This is a genomic window from Sphingomonas sp. M6A6_1c (assembly GCF_053345135.1).
In genome coordinates, this window is record NZ_JBKEZO010000003.1 from 441,685 (window position 1) to 459,192 (window position 17,508).

General features: G+C 69.8%; 14 protein-coding genes. All 14 read left to right on the forward strand.

Annotated elements, in window-relative coordinates; translation table 11 throughout:
* Positions 1-129 precede the first annotated feature (129 nt).
* The 14 genes from ACLBWH_RS08180 to ACLBWH_RS08245 all read left to right on the forward strand — a co-directional run bounded on the left by ACLBWH_RS08180 (position 130) and on the right by ACLBWH_RS08245 (position 17,430).
* A complete protein-coding gene (locus ACLBWH_RS08180; RefSeq protein WP_447798090.1) occupies positions 130-1,515 on the forward strand; it encodes a UDP-N-acetylmuramoyl-tripeptide--D-alanyl-D-alanine ligase in 1,386 nt (461 codons plus the stop codon).
* The gene (gene mraY / locus ACLBWH_RS08185) at positions 1,515-2,585 is read left to right on the forward strand and encodes a phospho-N-acetylmuramoyl-pentapeptide-transferase (protein WP_322848900.1); all 1,071 of its coding nucleotides are present in this window, start codon (positions 1,515-1,517) and stop codon (positions 2,583-2,585) included. The genes ACLBWH_RS08180 and mraY overlap by 1 nt, the downstream gene beginning before the upstream one ends.
* Positions 2,582-3,877, forward strand: coding sequence for a UDP-N-acetylmuramoyl-L-alanine--D-glutamate ligase (gene murD / locus ACLBWH_RS08190; RefSeq protein WP_447798092.1), 1,296 nt, complete (start codon positions 2,582-2,584; stop codon positions 3,875-3,877). Before mraY ends, murD begins: the two co-directional genes overlap by 4 nt.
* Positions 3,874-5,106 (forward strand): FtsW/RodA/SpoVE family cell cycle protein, encoded by a 1,233-nt coding sequence (locus ACLBWH_RS08195; RefSeq protein WP_322848902.1) that lies wholly within the window; start codon positions 3,874-3,876, stop codon positions 5,104-5,106. Before murD ends, ACLBWH_RS08195 begins: the two co-directional genes overlap by 4 nt.
* Positions 5,091-6,260 carry an undecaprenyldiphospho-muramoylpentapeptide beta-N-acetylglucosaminyltransferase gene (gene murG, locus ACLBWH_RS08200; RefSeq protein ID WP_447798094.1) on the forward strand — a complete coding sequence of 390 codons (1,170 nt, stop codon included), beginning with the start codon at positions 5,091-5,093 and terminating at the stop codon, positions 6,258-6,260. The genes ACLBWH_RS08195 and murG overlap by 16 nt, the downstream gene beginning before the upstream one ends.
* A gap of 151 nt (positions 6,261-6,411) precedes the next feature.
* Complete coding sequence (murC, locus tag ACLBWH_RS08205) at positions 6,412-7,827, forward strand: UDP-N-acetylmuramate--L-alanine ligase (RefSeq protein ID WP_447798211.1); 1,416 nt, start codon at positions 6,412-6,414, stop codon at positions 7,825-7,827.
* Complete coding sequence (locus ACLBWH_RS08210; RefSeq protein ID WP_322848904.1) at positions 7,824-8,024, forward strand: hypothetical protein; 201 nt, start codon at positions 7,824-7,826, stop codon at positions 8,022-8,024. The genes murC and ACLBWH_RS08210 overlap by 4 nt, the downstream gene beginning before the upstream one ends.
* On the forward strand, positions 8,003-8,923 hold the full coding sequence (murB, locus tag ACLBWH_RS08215; RefSeq protein WP_447798096.1) for a UDP-N-acetylmuramate dehydrogenase: 921 nt from the start codon (positions 8,003-8,005) through the stop codon (positions 8,921-8,923). Before ACLBWH_RS08210 ends, murB begins: the two co-directional genes overlap by 22 nt.
* A gap of 205 nt (positions 8,924-9,128) precedes the next feature.
* Positions 9,129-10,067 carry a D-alanine--D-alanine ligase gene (locus ACLBWH_RS08220; protein ID WP_322848906.1) on the forward strand — a complete coding sequence of 313 codons (939 nt, stop codon included), beginning with the start codon at positions 9,129-9,131 and terminating at the stop codon, positions 10,065-10,067.
* Entirely contained in the window at positions 10,064-10,993 is a 930-nt protein-coding gene (locus tag ACLBWH_RS08225) for a cell division protein FtsQ/DivIB (RefSeq protein ID WP_322848907.1), read from the forward strand. Before ACLBWH_RS08220 ends, ACLBWH_RS08225 begins: the two co-directional genes overlap by 4 nt.
* Positions 10,993-12,255 carry a cell division protein FtsA gene (gene ftsA / locus ACLBWH_RS08230; protein ID WP_038662151.1) on the forward strand — a complete coding sequence of 421 codons (1,263 nt, stop codon included), beginning with the start codon at positions 10,993-10,995 and terminating at the stop codon, positions 12,253-12,255. Before ACLBWH_RS08225 ends, ftsA begins: the two co-directional genes overlap by 1 nt.
* 112 nt (positions 12,256-12,367) lie before the next feature.
* Positions 12,368-13,876, forward strand: coding sequence for a cell division protein FtsZ (ftsZ, locus tag ACLBWH_RS08235; RefSeq protein ID WP_447798099.1), 1,509 nt, complete (start codon positions 12,368-12,370; stop codon positions 13,874-13,876).
* A 327-nt stretch (positions 13,877-14,203) separates the two neighbouring features.
* Positions 14,204-16,267, forward strand: a complete 2,064-nt coding sequence (locus tag ACLBWH_RS08240) for an SPOR domain-containing protein (RefSeq protein ID WP_447798101.1) — start codon at positions 14,204-14,206, stop codon at positions 16,265-16,267.
* On the forward strand, positions 16,264-17,430 hold the full coding sequence (locus tag ACLBWH_RS08245; RefSeq protein WP_447798103.1) for a deoxyguanosinetriphosphate triphosphohydrolase: 1,167 nt from the start codon (positions 16,264-16,266) through the stop codon (positions 17,428-17,430). Before ACLBWH_RS08240 ends, ACLBWH_RS08245 begins: the two co-directional genes overlap by 4 nt.
* The last annotated feature ends 78 nt before the right edge of the window (positions 17,431-17,508 follow it).

Sequence of the window (17,508 nt, forward strand, 5' to 3'; positions counted from 1 at the left end):
GCGTAGCATGGTGGAGGGGGGGCGCCGCACAGGCCTCGCGCTCTCTGGTCGCAGCCGTGCCTCATGGGGAAGCCCCCCTCCACCACGCTCCACGAGCGCGGTCCCCCTCCCCGTGCCGGGGAGGATGTGATGAGCCTCTGGAGCGCGGCGGAGATCGCCGCCGCCACCGCGGGCACCGCCTCCGCCGATTTCGCCGCCACCGGCGTCGCCTTCGACAGCCGCGAGGTCGGTGCCGGCGACCTGTTCGTCGCGCTCACCGGCGAGAGCACCGATGGCCACCGCTTCCTGCCGCAGGCGTTCGCGCAGGGTGCGGCGGGGGCGATCGTCTCGGCTGCGACCGACCATCCGCACGTCCGCGTCGCCGACACCTTCGCCGCCCTGAACGACCTCGGCCGCGCCGCCCGCGCGCGCATGGCGGGGACGGTGATCGGCGTCACCGGCTCGGTCGGCAAGACCAGCGCCAAGGAGGCGTTGTTCGCCGCGCTCGACCGGTCGCTGCCCGGCGCGGTCCATCGTTCGGTAAAGAGCTACAACAACCATACCGGCGTGCCCCTCAGCCTCGCCCGCATGCCGCGCGACACGAGGATCGGCGTGTTCGAGATGGGCATGAACCATGCCGGCGAGCTCGCCGAACTGACGAAACTGGTGCGGCCGCATATCGCGATCGTCACCGCGATCGCGCCGGCGCACACCGCCTTCTTCCCCGACGAAAGCGCGATCGCCGACGCCAAGGGCGAGATCTTCCGCGGCCTTGAGCCCGGCGGCGTCGCCATCGTACCCTACGACAGCCCGCACCGCGACCGCCTGATGGCAGCCGCCGCGCCTTATGCCGCGCGCACCGTCACCTTCGGCCTCACCAAGGGTGCCGACGTCCGCGCGATCGAGGCGATGCGCCTGCCGGCGGGGGGCTCGTTCGTCACCGCCAAGATCGGTGAGCGCGAATTGTCGTTCACTCTGTCGCAGCCCGGCATGCATTGGGTCTCCAACGCGCTCGCGGTGCTCGCCGCGGTCGATGCCGCGGGTGCCGATCTCGCCCGCGCCGGTCTCGCGCTCGGCGAGATGGGCGGCCTCGCTGGCCGCGGCGCGCGCTTCGTCGCGTTCGGCGACGTGCTGGTGATCGACGAAAGCTACAACGCCAATCCCGCCTCGATGCGCGCGACGCTCGCGGTGCTCGCCGACGAGCCCGGCCGTCACCTCGCGGTGCTCGGCGAGATGCGCGAGCTGGGCGACGCCTCCGACGACTTTCACGCCGATCTCGCCGGGCCGGTGCTCGCCGCGCGGGTCGAAGCGGCCGTGCTGGTCGGCGAAGCGATGGCGCCGCTCGCCAAAGCCCTTGAGGGACGCACCCAAGTCATGCATGTGGCCGACGCCGCCGCCGCGCTCGGCCAGGTGAAGGCCCTGGCCCGCGCCGGGGATGCGGTGCTCGTCAAAGGGTCTAACGGTGTCGGGTTGTCGCGGGTGGTCGCGGGACTCGCCAATGCGGGCGATCAGCGATCGCTGGGGGGCGGAACGTAATGCTATATTGGATCGCCGAGCATCTGGGTTTCACCGGATTGCTGAACCTCATCCGCTACCAGTCCTTCCGGACCGGTGCGGCGGTCGCGACGGCGCTCCTGATCGGGCTCATCATCGGGCCGCGCTTCATCGGCTGGCTGCGCGTGCGCCAGGGCAAGGGGCAGCCGATCCGCGCCGACGGACCGCAGACCCACCTCGCCAAGCGCGGGACGCCGACGATGGGCGGGCTGATGATCCTCACCGCGATGAGCCTCGCGATCCTGATCTGGATGGACCTCAGCAACCCCTATGTCTGGTCGTGCCTGTTCGTGACGCTGGGGTTCGGCGCGATCGGGTTCATGGACGATTACGACAAGGTCCGCAAAGCCAGTACCGCGGGCGTCTCCGGCAGGACGCGCCTCCTGCTCGAATTCGCCATCGCCGGCATCGCCTCGTGGATCATCATGGGGCAGAACGGGCCGCATCTCTATCTGCCGTTCACCGACCGGTTGTACCTCGACCTCGGCTATGCCTTCCCGCTGTTCGCCGCCTTCACCATCGTCGCCTTTGGCAATGCGGTGAACCTGACCGACGGGCTCGACGGGCTCGCGACGATGCCGGTGATCATCGCCAGCGTCGCCTTCATGCTGATCGTCTATCTGGCCGGCAACGTGAAGTTCGCCACCTATCTCGGCATCCCGCACGTACCGGGGGCGGGCGAGCTGGCGATCTTCTGCGGCGCGGTGATCGGCGCCGGGCTCGCCTTCCTGTGGTTCAACGCGCCCCCCGCGGCGGTATTCATGGGTGACACTGGCAGCCTCGCGCTCGGCGGCGCGCTCGGCACGATCTCGGTGGTCGCGCATCACGAAATAGTGCTCGGCATCGTCGGCGGCCTGTTCGTCGTCGAGGCGCTTTCGGTGATCATCCAGGTGTTCTTCTACAAGCGCACCGGCAAGCGCGTCTTCCGCATGGCGCCGATTCACCATCATTTCGAACAGCTTGGCTGGAGCGAGCCGACCGTCGTCATCCGCTTCTGGATCATCAGCCTCGTGCTGGCGCTCGCCGGCCTGTCGACGTTGAAGCTGCGGTGATCACCAGTCCGACCTTCGCCGGCCGGCGCTATGCCGTGCTCGGCCTCGCCCGCTCCGGCCTCGCCACCGTCCGCGCGCTCGCCGCCAGCGGCGCCTATGTCGTCGGCTGGGACACCGACCCGGACGCGCGCGCGCGTGCCGCCGCGATCGACGGCTTCATCGTCCACGATATCGCCGAACTAAGCCTCGATGGCGCGGCGGGGCTCGTCGTCTCGCCGGGCGTGCCGCTCAACACGCATCCGCTCGCCGCGCGCGCGCGCGAGGCGGGTGTGCCGGTGATCGGCGACATCGAATTGTTCGCGCAGGCCCGCGGCGACCTGCCGCCGCACAAGGTCGTCGGCATCACCGGCACCAACGGCAAGTCGACGACGACCGCGCTGATCCACCATATCCTCCGGACCGCGGGCGTGCCGGCGCTGATGGGCGGCAACATCGGCCTGCCGATCCTCGAACAGCCGCCGCTGCCGGCAGGCGGCGTCTATGTGCTCGAATTGTCGAGCTATCAGCTCGACCTGACGCAAAGCCTGGATTGCGAGGTCGCGGTGCTGCTCAACGTCACCCCCGATCATCTCGATCGCTACGACGGGTTCGAGGCTTATGCCGCCTCCAAGGCCCGGCTGTTCGCGATGCAGTCGCCCGGTCACGCTGCGATCATCGGCATCGGCGACGCCCCCTCGGCGCAAATCGCGCGCGGTCTGTCGGCACGCGGCGAGCATCTCACCAAAATCGCGCCCGGCATCTGCATGGACCAGTCCCACTGGCCCACACTGCAAGGCCCGCATAACGCGCAGAATGCGCTTGCCGCGATCGCCGCGGTCAAGGCGCTCGGCGTAGCGGAGGCGGACATCGATCGCGGCCTCGCCAGCTTCACCGGCCTGCCGCACCGGATGGAGACGGTGGCGGTCCGCAACGGCGTCACTTTCGTCGACGACAGCAAGGCGACCAATCCGGAGAGCACCGCCCCCGCGCTCGGCGCGTTCGGCCGCATCCACTGGATCGTCGGCGGCAAGCGCAAAGGCGACGACCTCGACGCCTGCGCGCCCTATTTCGACCGCGTCGTCGCCGCCTATACGATCGGCGAGGCCGGGCCGCTGTTCGCCGGGCTGCTCGAAGGCCGCGTCCCCGCGGTCACCCACAGCGGCGATCTCGTCACCGCGGTCGCGCAGGCCGCCGCCGCGGCGACGCCCGGAGACACCGTGCTCTTGTCGCCGGCCTGTGCTAGCTTCGACCAGTTCCGCGATTACGAGGAGCGCGGTGCCGCGTTCCGCGCGGCGGTGGAGGCCCTCGCATGACCAGTGCCGGTATGACCGACGCCGAGCGCGACACGCTGATCGCCAAGGTCAAGCGGCGCGGCGGGCGTGGCGACAGCTCGCCGCTCGGCACCTGGTTCTGGGACATCGACCGGATGCTGCTGCTGCTGACGCTGTTCCTGATCGCGATCGGCCTGATCGCGGTGGCGGCGGCGAGCCCGGCGACCGCGGTCCGCTATTCGGGCGAACATCACAAATTCACGCCGCTCTATTATTTCTGGCGTCAGCTCATCTGGGTCGGCATCTCGCTGCCGGTGCTGTTCGGCGTGTCGATGCTGCCGGTGCCGCTCGCGCGGCGGCTGGCGCTGGGCGGCGCGGCAGTGCTGGTCGTCTGCCTCGCGCTCACGCCGTTCGTCGGCAACAGCATCAACGGCGCGCGGCGCTGGATCGGCTATGGCTTCGCGCAGTTTCAGCCGTCCGAATTCCTGAAACCCTTGTTCATCGTGACGGTGGCGTGGCTGCTGTCGCTGAAGGCCAAGGACCCCGAGCTGCCGACCGTGCTGATCACCGGTGCGATGACCGGGCTGATCGCGGTGCTGCTGATGCTGCAACCCGATTTCGGACAGACGGTGATCTTCTGCACGGTATGGCTGGCGCTGCTGATGATCGCGGGGACGCCGATGCGAATCCTCGGCGGCATCATTGCGATGGTGCCGGTCGGGCTGACCGCGGCCTATATGTTCTACGGCACCGCGCGCAATCGTATCGACGCCTTCCTGTTCCCGAGCGTCGAGGGCGAGGGGGCGAGCGACCATTTCCAGACCAACGCCGCGCATGCGACGATCACCAGCGGCGGCTGGACCGGCACCGGCCCCGGCGGCGGCACGGTCAAGTTCGGCCTGCCCGAGGCGCATACCGATTATATCTATTCGGTGATCGGCGAGGAATTCGGCCTGATCGCCTGCGCGATCATCGCGCTGGTGTTCCTCGCGATCGTCGTGCGCGTGTTCGTCAAATTGCTCGACGAGCAGGACGAGTTCAAACTGCTTGCCGCTTCGGGGCTCGCGGTGCAATTCGGGGCACAGGCATTGGTGTCGATGGCGGTGAACACCGGGCTCGCGCCGTCGAAGGGGATGACGCTGCCGTTCATCAGCTACGGCGGGTCGTCGATGATCGCGCTGTCGATCGGCATGGGGCTGCTGCTCGCATTCACGCGGCGCAACCCGTTCCTGACGCGCAGCCCGTATGTGGTGAGATGGGGATCGAATTGAGCAAGCATTACGTCCTCGCCGCGGGTGGTACGGGGGGGCACATGGTCCCCGCCGCGGCGCTGGCCGAGGAATTGACCCGGCGCGGCCATCGCGTCGCCCTGATCAGCGACCAGCGCGGCGTCCGCTTCCCCGGCCTGTTCGCCGAAGGACCCGGCGGTATCCAGACGCACGTGCTGCCCGCCGGCCGTTTCCAGGTGAAGCGCCCGGCCGGCTGGCCGTCGGCGGTGCGCGAGATGCTGCGTGGCCGCGCGATGGCGCGCGAATTGTACCGCACCTTCAAGCCCGCCGCGGTGATCGGCTTCGGCGGCTATCCTGCGATGCCCGCGTTGCTCGCCGCCTTCGCCAACAAGATCCCGACGGCGGTGCACGAGCAGAATGCGGTGCTCGGCCGCGTCAACCGGCTGGTCGCCGGCCGCGTCGATGCGATCGCCACCTCTTATGCGACGACCGAGCGGCTGGCGGTGAAGCATGAGGGCAAGGTGCATCTCGTCGGCAATCCGGTGCGCGAGGCGGTGCTGGCGCTGCGCTCGCGACCCTATCCCTTGCTCGAGGAGGACGGCATCTTCCGAGTCCTCGTCACCGGCGGCAGCCAGGGCGCGAGCATCCTCAGCCGCGTGGTGCCGGACGGGCTCGCCATGCTGCCGATCACCTTCCGCCGCCGCCTGCAGGTGACGCATCAGGCGCGGATCGAGGATATCGACGCGGTGCGCGCGCAATATGCCGAGCATCAGATCCCGGCCGAGCTCGCCACCTATCTCCCCGACATGCCCGAACAGCTCGCCTGGGCGCATCTGGTGATCGCGCGCGCCGGCGCCTCGACGATCGCCGAGCTGACCGCGGCGGGCCGGCCGGCGATCCTCGTGCCGCTGCCGTCCGCGACCGACGACCACCAGACCGCCAATGCGCGCGAGATCACCAAGGCGGGCGGCGCGCGCACCATCCCGCAGCCCGACTTCACCGCGGTGGAGCTGGCCAAACAGATGCAGAAGCTCGGCCTCGATCCCGCGGCGCTGGAAAACGCCGCGGCCCGCGCCAGGAGCGTCGGCCGCCCGCACGCGGTGCGCGACCTCGCCGATCTCGTCGAGAGCCTCGATTCGCCGGTATCGCGCCTGCCCGTCGGCAAGGCCGCCCCGCGCCAGGAGGCGTTCGCATGATCCGCATCCTGACACTCCTCCCCGGCACGGGGAGGGGGACCATGCGCAGCATGGTGGAGGGGGGGCTCCCCCTGCGCTGTGCTTCGTGGAGCCCCCCCTCCGTCACGGCTGCGCCGCGCCACCTCCCCGGCACGGGGAGGATCGAGCCATGATCCGCGGCGTTGCGACCGATATCGGCCCGATCCATTTCGTCGGCATCGGCGGTATTGGCATGTCGGGGATCGCCGAGGTGATGAAGAACCTTGGCTATACCGTGCAGGGCTCCGACGTTGCCGAGGGCTATGTCGTGCAGGGGCTGCGCGACAAGGGCATCGCGGTGACGATCGGCCATGCCGCCGCCAACGTGGCCGACGCGGCGGTGGTGGTCACCTCGACCGCGATCACGCGCACCAATCCGGAGGTCGAGGCGGCGCTGGAACGGCGCATTCCCGTCGTCCGCCGCGCCGAGATGCTCGCCGAGCTGATGCGGCTCAAATCGACCGTCGCGGTCGCCGGCACGCACGGCAAGACCACGACGACCTCGATGGTCGCCGCGCTGCTCGATGCGGGCGGGATCGACCCGACCGTCATCAACGGCGGCATCATCAACAGCTACGGCTCGAACGCGCGCCTCGGCGCGAGCGACTGGATGGTGGTCGAGGCGGACGAGAGCGACGGCAGCTTCCTGCGCCTCGACGGTACGATCGCGGTGGTCACCAACATCGATCCCGAGCATCTCGACCATTACGGCTCGTTCGACGCGGTCAAGGACGCCTTCGTCGAGTTCGTCGAGAACGTGCCTTTCTACGGCGCGGCGCTGCTCTGCCTCGATCATCCCGAGGTGCAGAACGTGCTGCCGCGCGTCCGCGACCGCCGCGTCGTCACCTACGGCTTCTCGGCGCAGGCGGATATCCGCGGCGTCGACGTCACGCCGGTGCCGGGCGGCAACTGCTTCGACTGCGTCGTGCGCGAGCGTGACGGCACCACCCGCGCGATCGAGGGGATCGAGCTGCCGATGCCCGGCCGCCACAACGTCCAGAACGCGCTCGCCGCGATCGGCGTCGCGCTCGAACTCGGCATTCCCGATGCGACCATCCAGCAGGGCTTTTCCGCGTTCGGTGGGGTCAAGCGCCGCTTCACCAAGGTCGGTGAGGTCGAGGTCGACGGCGGCTTCGTCACGATCATCGACGATTACGGCCATCACCCGGTCGAGATCCGCGCCGTGCTCGCCGCCGCACGCGAGGGCGCGCGCGGCCGGGTGATCGCGGTCGTCCAGCCGCACCGCTATTCGCGGCTCGGCAATCTGATGGAGGACTTCCAGACCGCGTTCAACGACGCCGATCGCGTGCTCGTCACCCCGGTCTATGCCGCGGGCGAGGCGCCGGTCGAGGGCGTCGACGCGCAGGCTTTGGTCGACGGGCTCAAGCGCCGCGGCCATCGCTCGGCGGCGACGATCGCCGACGCCGATGCGCTGGCGGACGAACTCGCGGCGACGATCCAGGCGGACGACATGATCGTCTGCCTCGGCGCGGGCGACATCACCAAATGGGCGGCGGGGCTGGCCAGCGCGATCGGAGAGCGGCGATGAACGACTGGTTCGATGCGGGACTGAAGCTCCAGAAGCAGATGCTCGATGCGCAGCGCAAGTCGCTCGAAGCCGGCGGCCACGCGGTCGGCGCCGGCGAGGCGCTGGTCCAGGCGCAGGAGGCGACGCGCAAGGCGGCCGAGGCGAATCTTGCCGCGATCCAGGCGTGGACGCGCCTATGGGGTGTCGGCCCTTGGTGAATGCGGGGATAATCGATCTCCCGGCCGTGCGCGGGCGCCTGACCGAGGGCGCACCGCTGGCGCCGCTCGTCTGGTTCAAGTCGGGCGGCACCGCGCAATGGCTGTTCGAGCCCAAGGACGCCGACGATCTCGCCGATTTCCTACGCGAATGCGATCCGGCAATGCCGGTGATGGCGCTCGGCCTCGGCTCGAACATGATCGTCCGCGACGGCGGCGTGCCCGGCGTGGTGGTACGGCTCGGCAAGGCGTTCGCGCAGGTCGAGCGGATCGATGACACCAGCCTGCGCTGCGGCGGCGGCGCGAGCGGCATCCTCGTCTCCTCGACCGCGCGCGATGCCGGCATCGGCGGCGTCGAATTCCTGCGCTCGATCCCCGGCACGGTCGGCGGCTTCGTGCGGATGAACGGCGGCGCTTATGGCCGCGAGGTCAAGGACGTGCTGGTCGACTGCGACGTCGTGCTGCGCTCAGGCGAGCGCCGCACGCTCGGTGTTGCGGACCTCGGCTATACCTATCGCCACAGCGATCTGCCTGCGGGCGCAGTGGTGATCGCCGCGACCTTCCGCGGCCATGCCGCCGAGCCCGCCGCGATCGGTGCGGAGATGGACCGGATCGCCGCCGAGCGCGAGGCGTCGCAGCCGCTGCGCTCGAAGACCGGCGGCTCGACCTTCAAGAACCCCGCCGGCCACAAGGCGTGGGCGCTGATCGACGCCGCCGGCTGCCGCGGCCTGACCCGCGGCGACGCGCAGGTGTCGGAGAAACATTGTAATTTCCTTCTCAACCTCGGGTCCGCCACCTCGGCGGAGATCGAGGCGCTGGGCGAAGAGGTGCGCGACAAGGTGAAGGCACAGTCTGGCGTGACATTGGAATGGGAAATCCAGCGGGTCGGGGTGGCGAAGTGATGGGTACGATGAAATTCCTCCCCGGCACGGAGTATCGGGTCGGATCGTCCCCCGGACGATCCTTGAACATGCGGGGCATGTTCAACCCGATGCTGGGGACCATGCGCAGCATGGTGGAGGGGGCTCTCCACGCAGTGCAGCGTCTGCGGATGCCCCCCTCCGTCAGCGCTGCGCGCTGCCACCTCCCCGTGCCGGGGAGGATTTGATGCACATCGCGGTTCTCATGGGCGGCTGGTCGGCCGAACGCCCCGTGTCGCTGCAATCGGGCAACGGCTGTGCCGACGCGCTCGAATCGCTCGGCCATCGCGTCACCCGCATCGACATGCAGCCCGACGTCGCCGCGCGACTCGCCGAGGCCAAGCCCGATCTCGTCTTCAACGCGCTGCACGGCTCGCCCGGTGAGGACGGCAGCGTGCAGGGCATGCTCGACCTGATGGGCATCCCCTATACGCATTCGGGCCTCGCCACCTCGGTGATCGCGATCGACAAGGTGCTGACCAAACAGGTGCTCGTCCCCGCCGGCATCCCCATGCCCGGCGGCCGCATCGTCAAATGCGCCGAGATCTTCGAACGCGATCCGCTCCAGCGCCCCTATGTGCTCAAGCCGATCAACGAAGGCTCATCGGTCGGCGTCGCGATCGTCACCGACGACGGCAATTACGGCAATCCGATCGGCCGCGACGTCGCCGGCCCGTGGCAGCAATTCACCGAATTGCTCGCCGAGCCCTATGTCCGTGGTCGCGAGCTGACCACCGCGGTACTCGGTGACCGCGCGCTCGGCGTCACCGAGTTGAAGCCCAAGAACGGCTGGTACGATTTCGACGCCAAATATACCGACGGCCTGACCGAACACGTCTGCCCGGCGGATATCCCCGATCCGATCGCCGACGCCTGCAAGAGCCTCGCGCTCGAGGCGCATCGCCTGCTCGGCTGCAAGGGCGCGTCGCGCTCCGACTTCCGCTGGGACGACGAGCGCGGCGTCGACGGCCTGTTCCTGCTCGAGGTGAACACCCAGCCCGGCATGACGCCGCTCAGCCTCGTCCCCGAACAGGCGCGCCATATCGGCATGAGTTATGCCGACCTCGTCCAGGCGATCGTCGACGAGGCCCTCAGGGACCCCGCCCTGAAGGACCCACGGGGATGAGCCGGACGATCAAGCGCGGGCCGCCGCCCAAGCGGCCGACCGGGCGGCGCAAGCAACCGGTGCGCAAGGTTTCGCTGTTCGAGCGCGCGGTGTCCGCCGTGCCGGTCAGCGAGGAGACGATCCGCAAGGCGGCGACCTGGACGATCACCGGCGGCGGCATCGCGCTGGCGCTCGCCGCGGTGACGTGGATCGGCATCCCCGGCATGATCGGTTCGGCGATCGCCGAAGGCGCGGGGCAGGCGGGCTTCCGCGTCGAGCAGATCGAGGTGACCGGGCTCAAGCGGATGGACCGGATGAGCGTCTATGCGGTCGCGCTCGATCAGCAGAGCCGCGCGATGCCGCTCGTCGATCTGGAGGCGGTGCGGCAGAAGCTGCTGCGCTACGGCTGGATCGCCGACGCGCACGTCTCGCGCCGGCTGCCCGACACGTTGCTGGTCGACATCGTCGAGCGCAGCCCGGCGGCGGTGTGGCAGGACAATGGCCAGCTCACGCTGATCGACAAGGACGGCGTGCTGCTCGAACCCGTCCGGCCCGACGCCATCCCCGATCTGCCTCTGGTGATCGGCCCCGGCGCCGACCGGCAGGAGGCGGGCTATCAGACGCTGCTCGCCGCCGCGCCCGCGCTGAAACCGCGCGTCAAGGCGGCGACCTGGATCGGCAACCGCCGCTGGGACCTCACCTTCGACAGCGGCGAGACGCTGGCGCTGCCCGAGGATGGCGCGCCCGCGGCCTTGCTCAAATTCGCCGAACTCGATGGCGCACGGCCGCTGCTCGGGCGCGGCTGGATCCGTTTCGACATGCGCGACCCGAGCAAGTTGGTCGCGCGCAAGCCGGGGGCGAGCATGGCGCATAACGTGCCGGACCCGAGCGAGGTGGCGACACCGTCGACCGATACGACCAACAGGCAAGCGGGGGCTGAGGGCTAATGGCGAAGGTTGCACCGGAAGGATTGATCACGGCGCTCGATATCGGGTCGTCGAAGGTCTCGGCGATGATCGCGCAGAAGGGCGACGGCGGCGAGCTGATCGTGCTCGGCACCGGCCAGCGCGAGAGTCGCGGCGTCAAGCGCGGCTATATCGCCGACATGGCGGCGACCGAGGCGGCGGTGCGCGAGGCGGTCGAACAGGCGGAGCGGATCGCCGGGATCAACATCGAGAACGTCTGGGTCGGCTTCTCCGCCGGCGGCCTGGTCAGCGACGTCGCCGAGGTCGAGTTCGAGCTGGGCGGCCATCGCGTCGAACAGCAGGATATCGACGCGCTGCTCGCCGCGGGGCGCAATTCGATCGATCCGCAGGGGCGGATGGTGCTCCACGCCCAGCCCGCGCTCTACACGCTCGACGGGCTGACCGGCGTCAAGAAGCCGCTCGGGCTGCATGCCGACCGGCTCGGCGTGCACATCCACGTCGTCGCCGCCGACGGCTCGCCGGTGCGCAACCTCGACCTGTGCGTCCGTTCCGCGCATCTCGAGGTCAAGTCGATCATCGCCGCGCCCGTCGCCACCGGGCTCGCCTGCCTGTCCGACGAGGAGCGCGAGCTCGGCGTCGCGCTGGTCGAGCTGGGGGCGGGGATCACCAACGTCTCGCTGTTCGCGGGCGGCATGCTCGTCGGCCTGTGCTCGATCCCGATGGGCGGTCAGGACATCACCGACGATATCGCCAGCGCCTTCGGCACCCGCCGCGCGCAGGCGGAGCGGATGAAATGCTTCCACGGCTCGGCCAACGCTTCGCCGCGCGACAATCACGAGATGATCCCGGTGATGCCGATCGCCGCCGAGGACGACGTCCATGGCGGGATGCAGATCACCAAGGCGCAGCTGATCGGCATCGTCCGCCAGCGGCTCGAGCATCAGATGGACGAAATCCGCAAATCGCTGGCGCAGCTCAAGTTCGAGGGGCCGGTCGGGCGGCAGGTGGTGCTCACCGGCGGCGGCGCCGAGCTCAAGGGCATCGCCGATTACGCGCAGCAGGCGCTCGGCCGTTCGGTGCGGATCGGCCGGCCGCGCGGGCTGACCGCTCTGCCGGAGGCGCATGGCGGCCCGGCGTTCGCGACGCTGGCGGGGCTCGCTTTCTACGCCGCGGCCGATCCGATCGACCTGCGCGGCGTCGCGCCGCAGCAAACCACCGTTCATCGGCAGCGTGGCATGGGCATGATGCGCAAGCTCATCCAGGCGGCGCGCGCGAATTATTGAGCGCCGATGACGACGATTGCGCGTTTTCTGTGGCACCGCATGAGTCGTTGAGGCAAAAGGTTAAATCAGTGTCCCGGCGCGTTTACCCGGATGGGGCGGAGAAAGTTACGTCATGAGCATCGAATTCATCACTCCCGAGGTCGACGAGCTGACCCCCCGCATCGCCGTGATCGGTGTCGGCGGTGCCGGCGGCAACGCCATCGCCAACATGATGCGCGCCGACGTGCAGGGCGTCGACTTCCTCGTCGCCAATACCGATGCGCAGGCGCTGAAATCGTCGATCGCACCGCATCGCATCCAGCTCGGCGCCAAGATCACGCAGGGTCTCGGCGCCGGATCGCGTCCCGAGATCGGCCGCGCCGCGGCGGAAGAGACGATCGACGACCTCGCCAAGCGGTTGGAAGGCGCACACATGTGCTTCATCGCCGCCGGCATGGGCGGCGGCACCGGCACGGGTGCGGCGCCGGTGATCGCCAAGGCGGCGCGCGACATGGGCATCCTGACGGTCGGTGTCGTCACCAAGCCGTTCAGCTTCGAGGGCAACCGTCGCGCCAAGAGCGCCGACGGCGGCATCGAGGAACTGCAGAAGTACGTCGATACGCTGATCGTCATCCCCAACCAGAATCTGTTCCTGATCGCCAACGCCAACACGACGTTCAAGGAAGCGTTCGAGATGGCGGACGAGGTCCTGCAGCAGGGCGTCCGCGGCATCACCGATCTGATGGTCATGCCCGGCCTCATCAACCTCGACTTCGCCGACGTCCGCTCGGTGATGCAGGAGATGGGCAAGGCGATGATGGGCACCGGCGAAGCGTCGGGCGACAATCGCGCGCTCGAGGCGGCGCAGAAGGCGATCGCCAATCCGTTGCTCGACGGCGTCAGCATGCAGGGCGCCAAGGGCGTCATCATCTCGATCACCGGCGGCGACGACATGCGCCTGCTCGAAGTCGACGAAGCCGCGAATCACATCCGCGACCTGGTCGATCCCGATGCCAACATCATCTGGGGTTCGGCGTTCAATCCCGAGCTGGAAGGCCGCATCCGCGTGTCGGTGGTCGCCACCGGCATCGATTCGGACGCCAAGCCGGGTGCCGCGGCGCCTGCACCGGAAGCCGCCAAGTCGTTCAGCTTCGGCATGGGCCGCAAGACCGACGACAGCACCTCGTTCCGCCCGACCGGCGCGACGACGCCCGAGGCCCCGGCCGCGCCTGCCCCGGCCGCGCCGCCCGCACCGCTCGACCTGCAACCCGCCGACGCGGTGAAGCCGGATGCGCGACCCGCCGCGAGCGATGACGAACTGGTGCTCGGTGCCGAGACGATCGTTCCCGCCGCGCCGCAGCCCCAGCCGCAACCGCAGCCCCGCGCTTATGGCGAAGAGCCCTATGCCGCACCGGCGCGCGCGCCTGCTCCCGACGCCGCAGCCGGCCGTCGCCCGTGGATCGCCCCGGGCAGCGAGGCCGCCGCGCCCGACGCCGCACCGCAGCCGCGCGTCAAGCTCGGCGGGACGTTGTTCGAGCGCATGTCTAACGCCGCCCGCGGCCCGGCACGCGAAGAGGCGCCCGAGGACGGCAAGGACCCGATCGACATCCCCCGCTTCCTCCACCGCCAGAACAACCAGTAACGCTCAACTCCTCCCTTGCTTCAGCGAGGGAGGGCGCCCCTGATCTTCGTCATCCCGGCGAAAGCCGGGACCCATGGTCACGTTGGCGATGATGTTGCGTGCTTCGTCTGAAACATCGTCACCATGGGTTCCGGCTTTCGCCGGAATGACGATCGGATGGAACGTCCCTGACGTCCTCGATGCGACCGCATACCAAACAGAGCCCCCCACCGATGTTCGTCGCCGTTCAGCCTCCGTTCGCCGCGCGTCGCGTGATCGGACATTGCCGGTTCAGGAGCGCTCGGCTCTAGTCGCCGCGACCTCATGCGATTTCCGTTGTCCTCCCTTATGGCGCCCGCCGCGCTCCTGCTGGCGACCGCGCCCGCCGCCCTGTTCGCGCAGGAGGTGGTGCAGGCGCTGCCCGGCACCACCGACGCCGACCGGCTCGCCGAGCAGATGCGCGCGCTCGCGTCCAATCCGCGCGATCTCAACGCGCTGATCGCCGCCGCCGATCTGTCGCTGTCGCTCGGCGATCTCAGCGGTGCCGCCTCGCTCTACGCGCGCGCCGAGAAGGTGTCGGTCGGCGATCCGCGCATCAAGGCCGGCGAGGGCGCGATCCTCGTCCGCTCCGAGCGCCCCGGCGAGGCGCTGCGCTATTTCTCGCAGGCCGAGGCGGCCGGCGCCGACGTGCGCCGCTTCGCCGGCGACCGCGGCCTCGCCTACGATCTGATCGGCCAGCAGGAGCGCGCGCAGCGCGACTATCGCCTCGCGCTCAAGACCGATCCCGACGACGAGATCGTCCGCCGCTACGCGCTGTCGCTGGGCATCTCGGGCAAGCGCGAACAGGCGCTCGAACAGCTCGACCCGCTGCTCCGCAAGACCGACCGCAGCGCCTGGCGCATCCGCGCCTTCATCCTGGCGATGGGCGGCGATCAGGCGGGTGCCGAGAAGATCGCGACCACCATGTTGCCGCCCGGCATGGCGCAGGGCCTGATCCCGTTCTTCCGCCGGCTGCCGGCGCTGCCCGCCGCCGACCGGGCGTTCGCGGTGCATTTCGGCGAGGTCCACACCACGCCGGAGCGGCTCGCGGATTCGCGCCTCGCGCCGATCCTGCCGCAGCTCGCGCCCGAGCCGGCACCGGTCGCGCTCGCCGCGGTGCAGCCCGCCGTCCAGCCCGGCAAGAAGGACCGGCGCCGCCGCGGCAGCCGCGATGGCGTCGCGCTCGCATCGAACACACGGGTGCCGGTCCAGCCGTCCGTCGCCACCCGCACGCCGACACCCGCGCCGACCTATCAGCAGGCGACCGCCGCGCTCGCCCGCGTCCAGCCGCTGCCGTCGCAGCCGCAGAGCGCGCCGGTGACGCTCGCCAGCACGCCGACACCGTCGCCGACACCCGCCCCGGTGACGGCATCCGCGCTGCCGCCGGTCCGGACGAGCACGCCGGCGGTGACGCAAGCCGCGCCCGTGCAACTCGCATCGGTCCAGCCGCGCCCGTCGTCGCCCGTAACGGCTATCACGAGCGTACCGACACCGACACCGACACCGGTCTACAGCGCAACGGCATCGGCAAGGCTTCCCGCGACCCCGGCACCTCAGCCCGGCTTCACCACCACGCCGGCACCGCAGGTCGCGGTGCAGCCCGCCACCGCCACCCCGGCACCCGGCTTCACCGCCGCCGCGTCGCCGTCGAGCACGCCGCCTGCGGCGACGCAGAGCCAGCCCGCGGTCACCGCGACCACCACCCCGCCGGCCAATTACAGCGCACCGCCGTCGCGCGCCGAGGCGGACAGCGTGCTCGCGCGGATCGTCGCCGGCCTGTCGATCCCGGCGTCCGAACTCGGCGTGACCGAGCCGGTCAAGCCCGCACCGCTTGCCGCGATCCCGCCCGCCGATACCGCCGCACGCGTGATCGCCGAGGCCAAGGCCAAGGAAGCGCGCGACGCCGCGGCGGAGAAGGCGCTGGCGGTTCAGGCCGCCGCCGAGAAGCGCGCCGCCGACCGCAAGGCCGCGACCGACAAGAAGGCGCTCGCCGCCAAGAAGCTCGCCGACGCGAAGAAGCTCGCCGATGCCAAGGAGGCCGCCGAAGAGAAGAAGGCCGCCGCCGAGGAGAAGCGCCTCGCCCGCGCCAATCCGGAACGCATCTGGGTGCAGGTCGCCGGCGGCGCCAACGAGAATGATCTGCCCAAGGCCTATGCCGCGGTGAAGGCGAAGGCGCCGACGGTGTTCGCCGGCCGCAGCGCCTGGTCGACGCCGCTGCGCGCCACCAACCGCGTGCTCGTCGGTCCGTTCAAGACCGACGCCGAGGCGCGCAGCTTCGTCAACCAGCTCAAGAAGGAAGGCGTCGCGACCTTCACCTTCACCAGCGACCCCGGCCAGACCGTCACCAAATTACCGGCCGGCAGGGGTAAATGAGCCTGCGCGCGCCCTGGGCCTCGAACCCGGCGCGCAGTAAAGGTCGCCGTTACGAGGAACAGACCGGGACCGCCCGCGGTCCGCGCGACGATTTCCAGCGCGACCGCGACCGCATCATCCATTCGATCAGCTTCCGCCGCCTGCGCCACAAGACGCAGGTGTTCATGGCGCCCGATGGCGACCATTTCCGCGTCCGCCTGACCCACAGCCTCGAAGTCGCGCAGATCGGCCGGACCATCGCGCGCGTGCTCGGCCTCAACGAGGATCTTACCGAGGCGCTGTGCCTCGCGCACGACATCGGCCATCCGCCGTTCGGTCATGCCGGCGAGGATGCGCTCAAGGTCGCGCTCGCCGATGCCGGCGGCTTCGACCACAACGGCCATACGTTGCGTGCGCTGACGCTGATCGAGCGGCCCTATCCGCGCTGGAACGGGCTCAATCTGACGTGGGAGACGCTGGAGGGGCTCGCCAAGCACAATGGCCCGGTCCGCCATCCCGGCTGGGCGCTACGCGAGGCGGATGCGCATTTCCCGCTCGATCTGACCAGCCATGCCAGCCTTGAGGCGCAGGTCGCGGCGATCGCCGACGACATCGCCTATGACAATCACGACATCGACGACGGGCTGCGCGCCGGGCTGCTGACGCTCGACCAGTTGCTCGCGGTGCCGATCGTCGCGCGCGGCTGGGCGGGGGCGTGCGCGCGCTTTCCCGATGTCGCGCCCAAGCGGCTGGCGAGCGAACTCGTCCGCAGCCAGATCGGCACGATGGTCAACGATCTGATCGAAGAGACACGCCGCCGCATCGCCGCCTCGGGCGTCACCAGCGCCGACGACGTGCGCGCGGCGGGGGAGGCGCTATGCGGCTTCTCACCGGCGATGCGCGAGGAGGAGCGCGACCTCAAGCGCTTCATGTACGCCAACCTCTACCACCATCCGCGCCAGCTCGCCGCCGCCGATACCGCCCACGGCATCGTCACCGGCCTGTTCGAGGCCTATCGCGCCGACCCAGCGGCGATGACCACCGAATGGGCCGAGGACGTGCCGCACGACGAACCCGGCCGCAGCCGCCACATCGCCGACTTCATCGCCGGCATGACCGACCGCTACGCCATCGCCCGCTATCGCGAACTAGTCGGGGCCATCGAATTGCCCGAGGGGTTTTAGGGAAGGGGCCATGCGCGGGAGAGGGGGCTCGATGACCGCAGACGGTCGAGCCCCGCGTCCCGTGGCCCACCGGGTTAC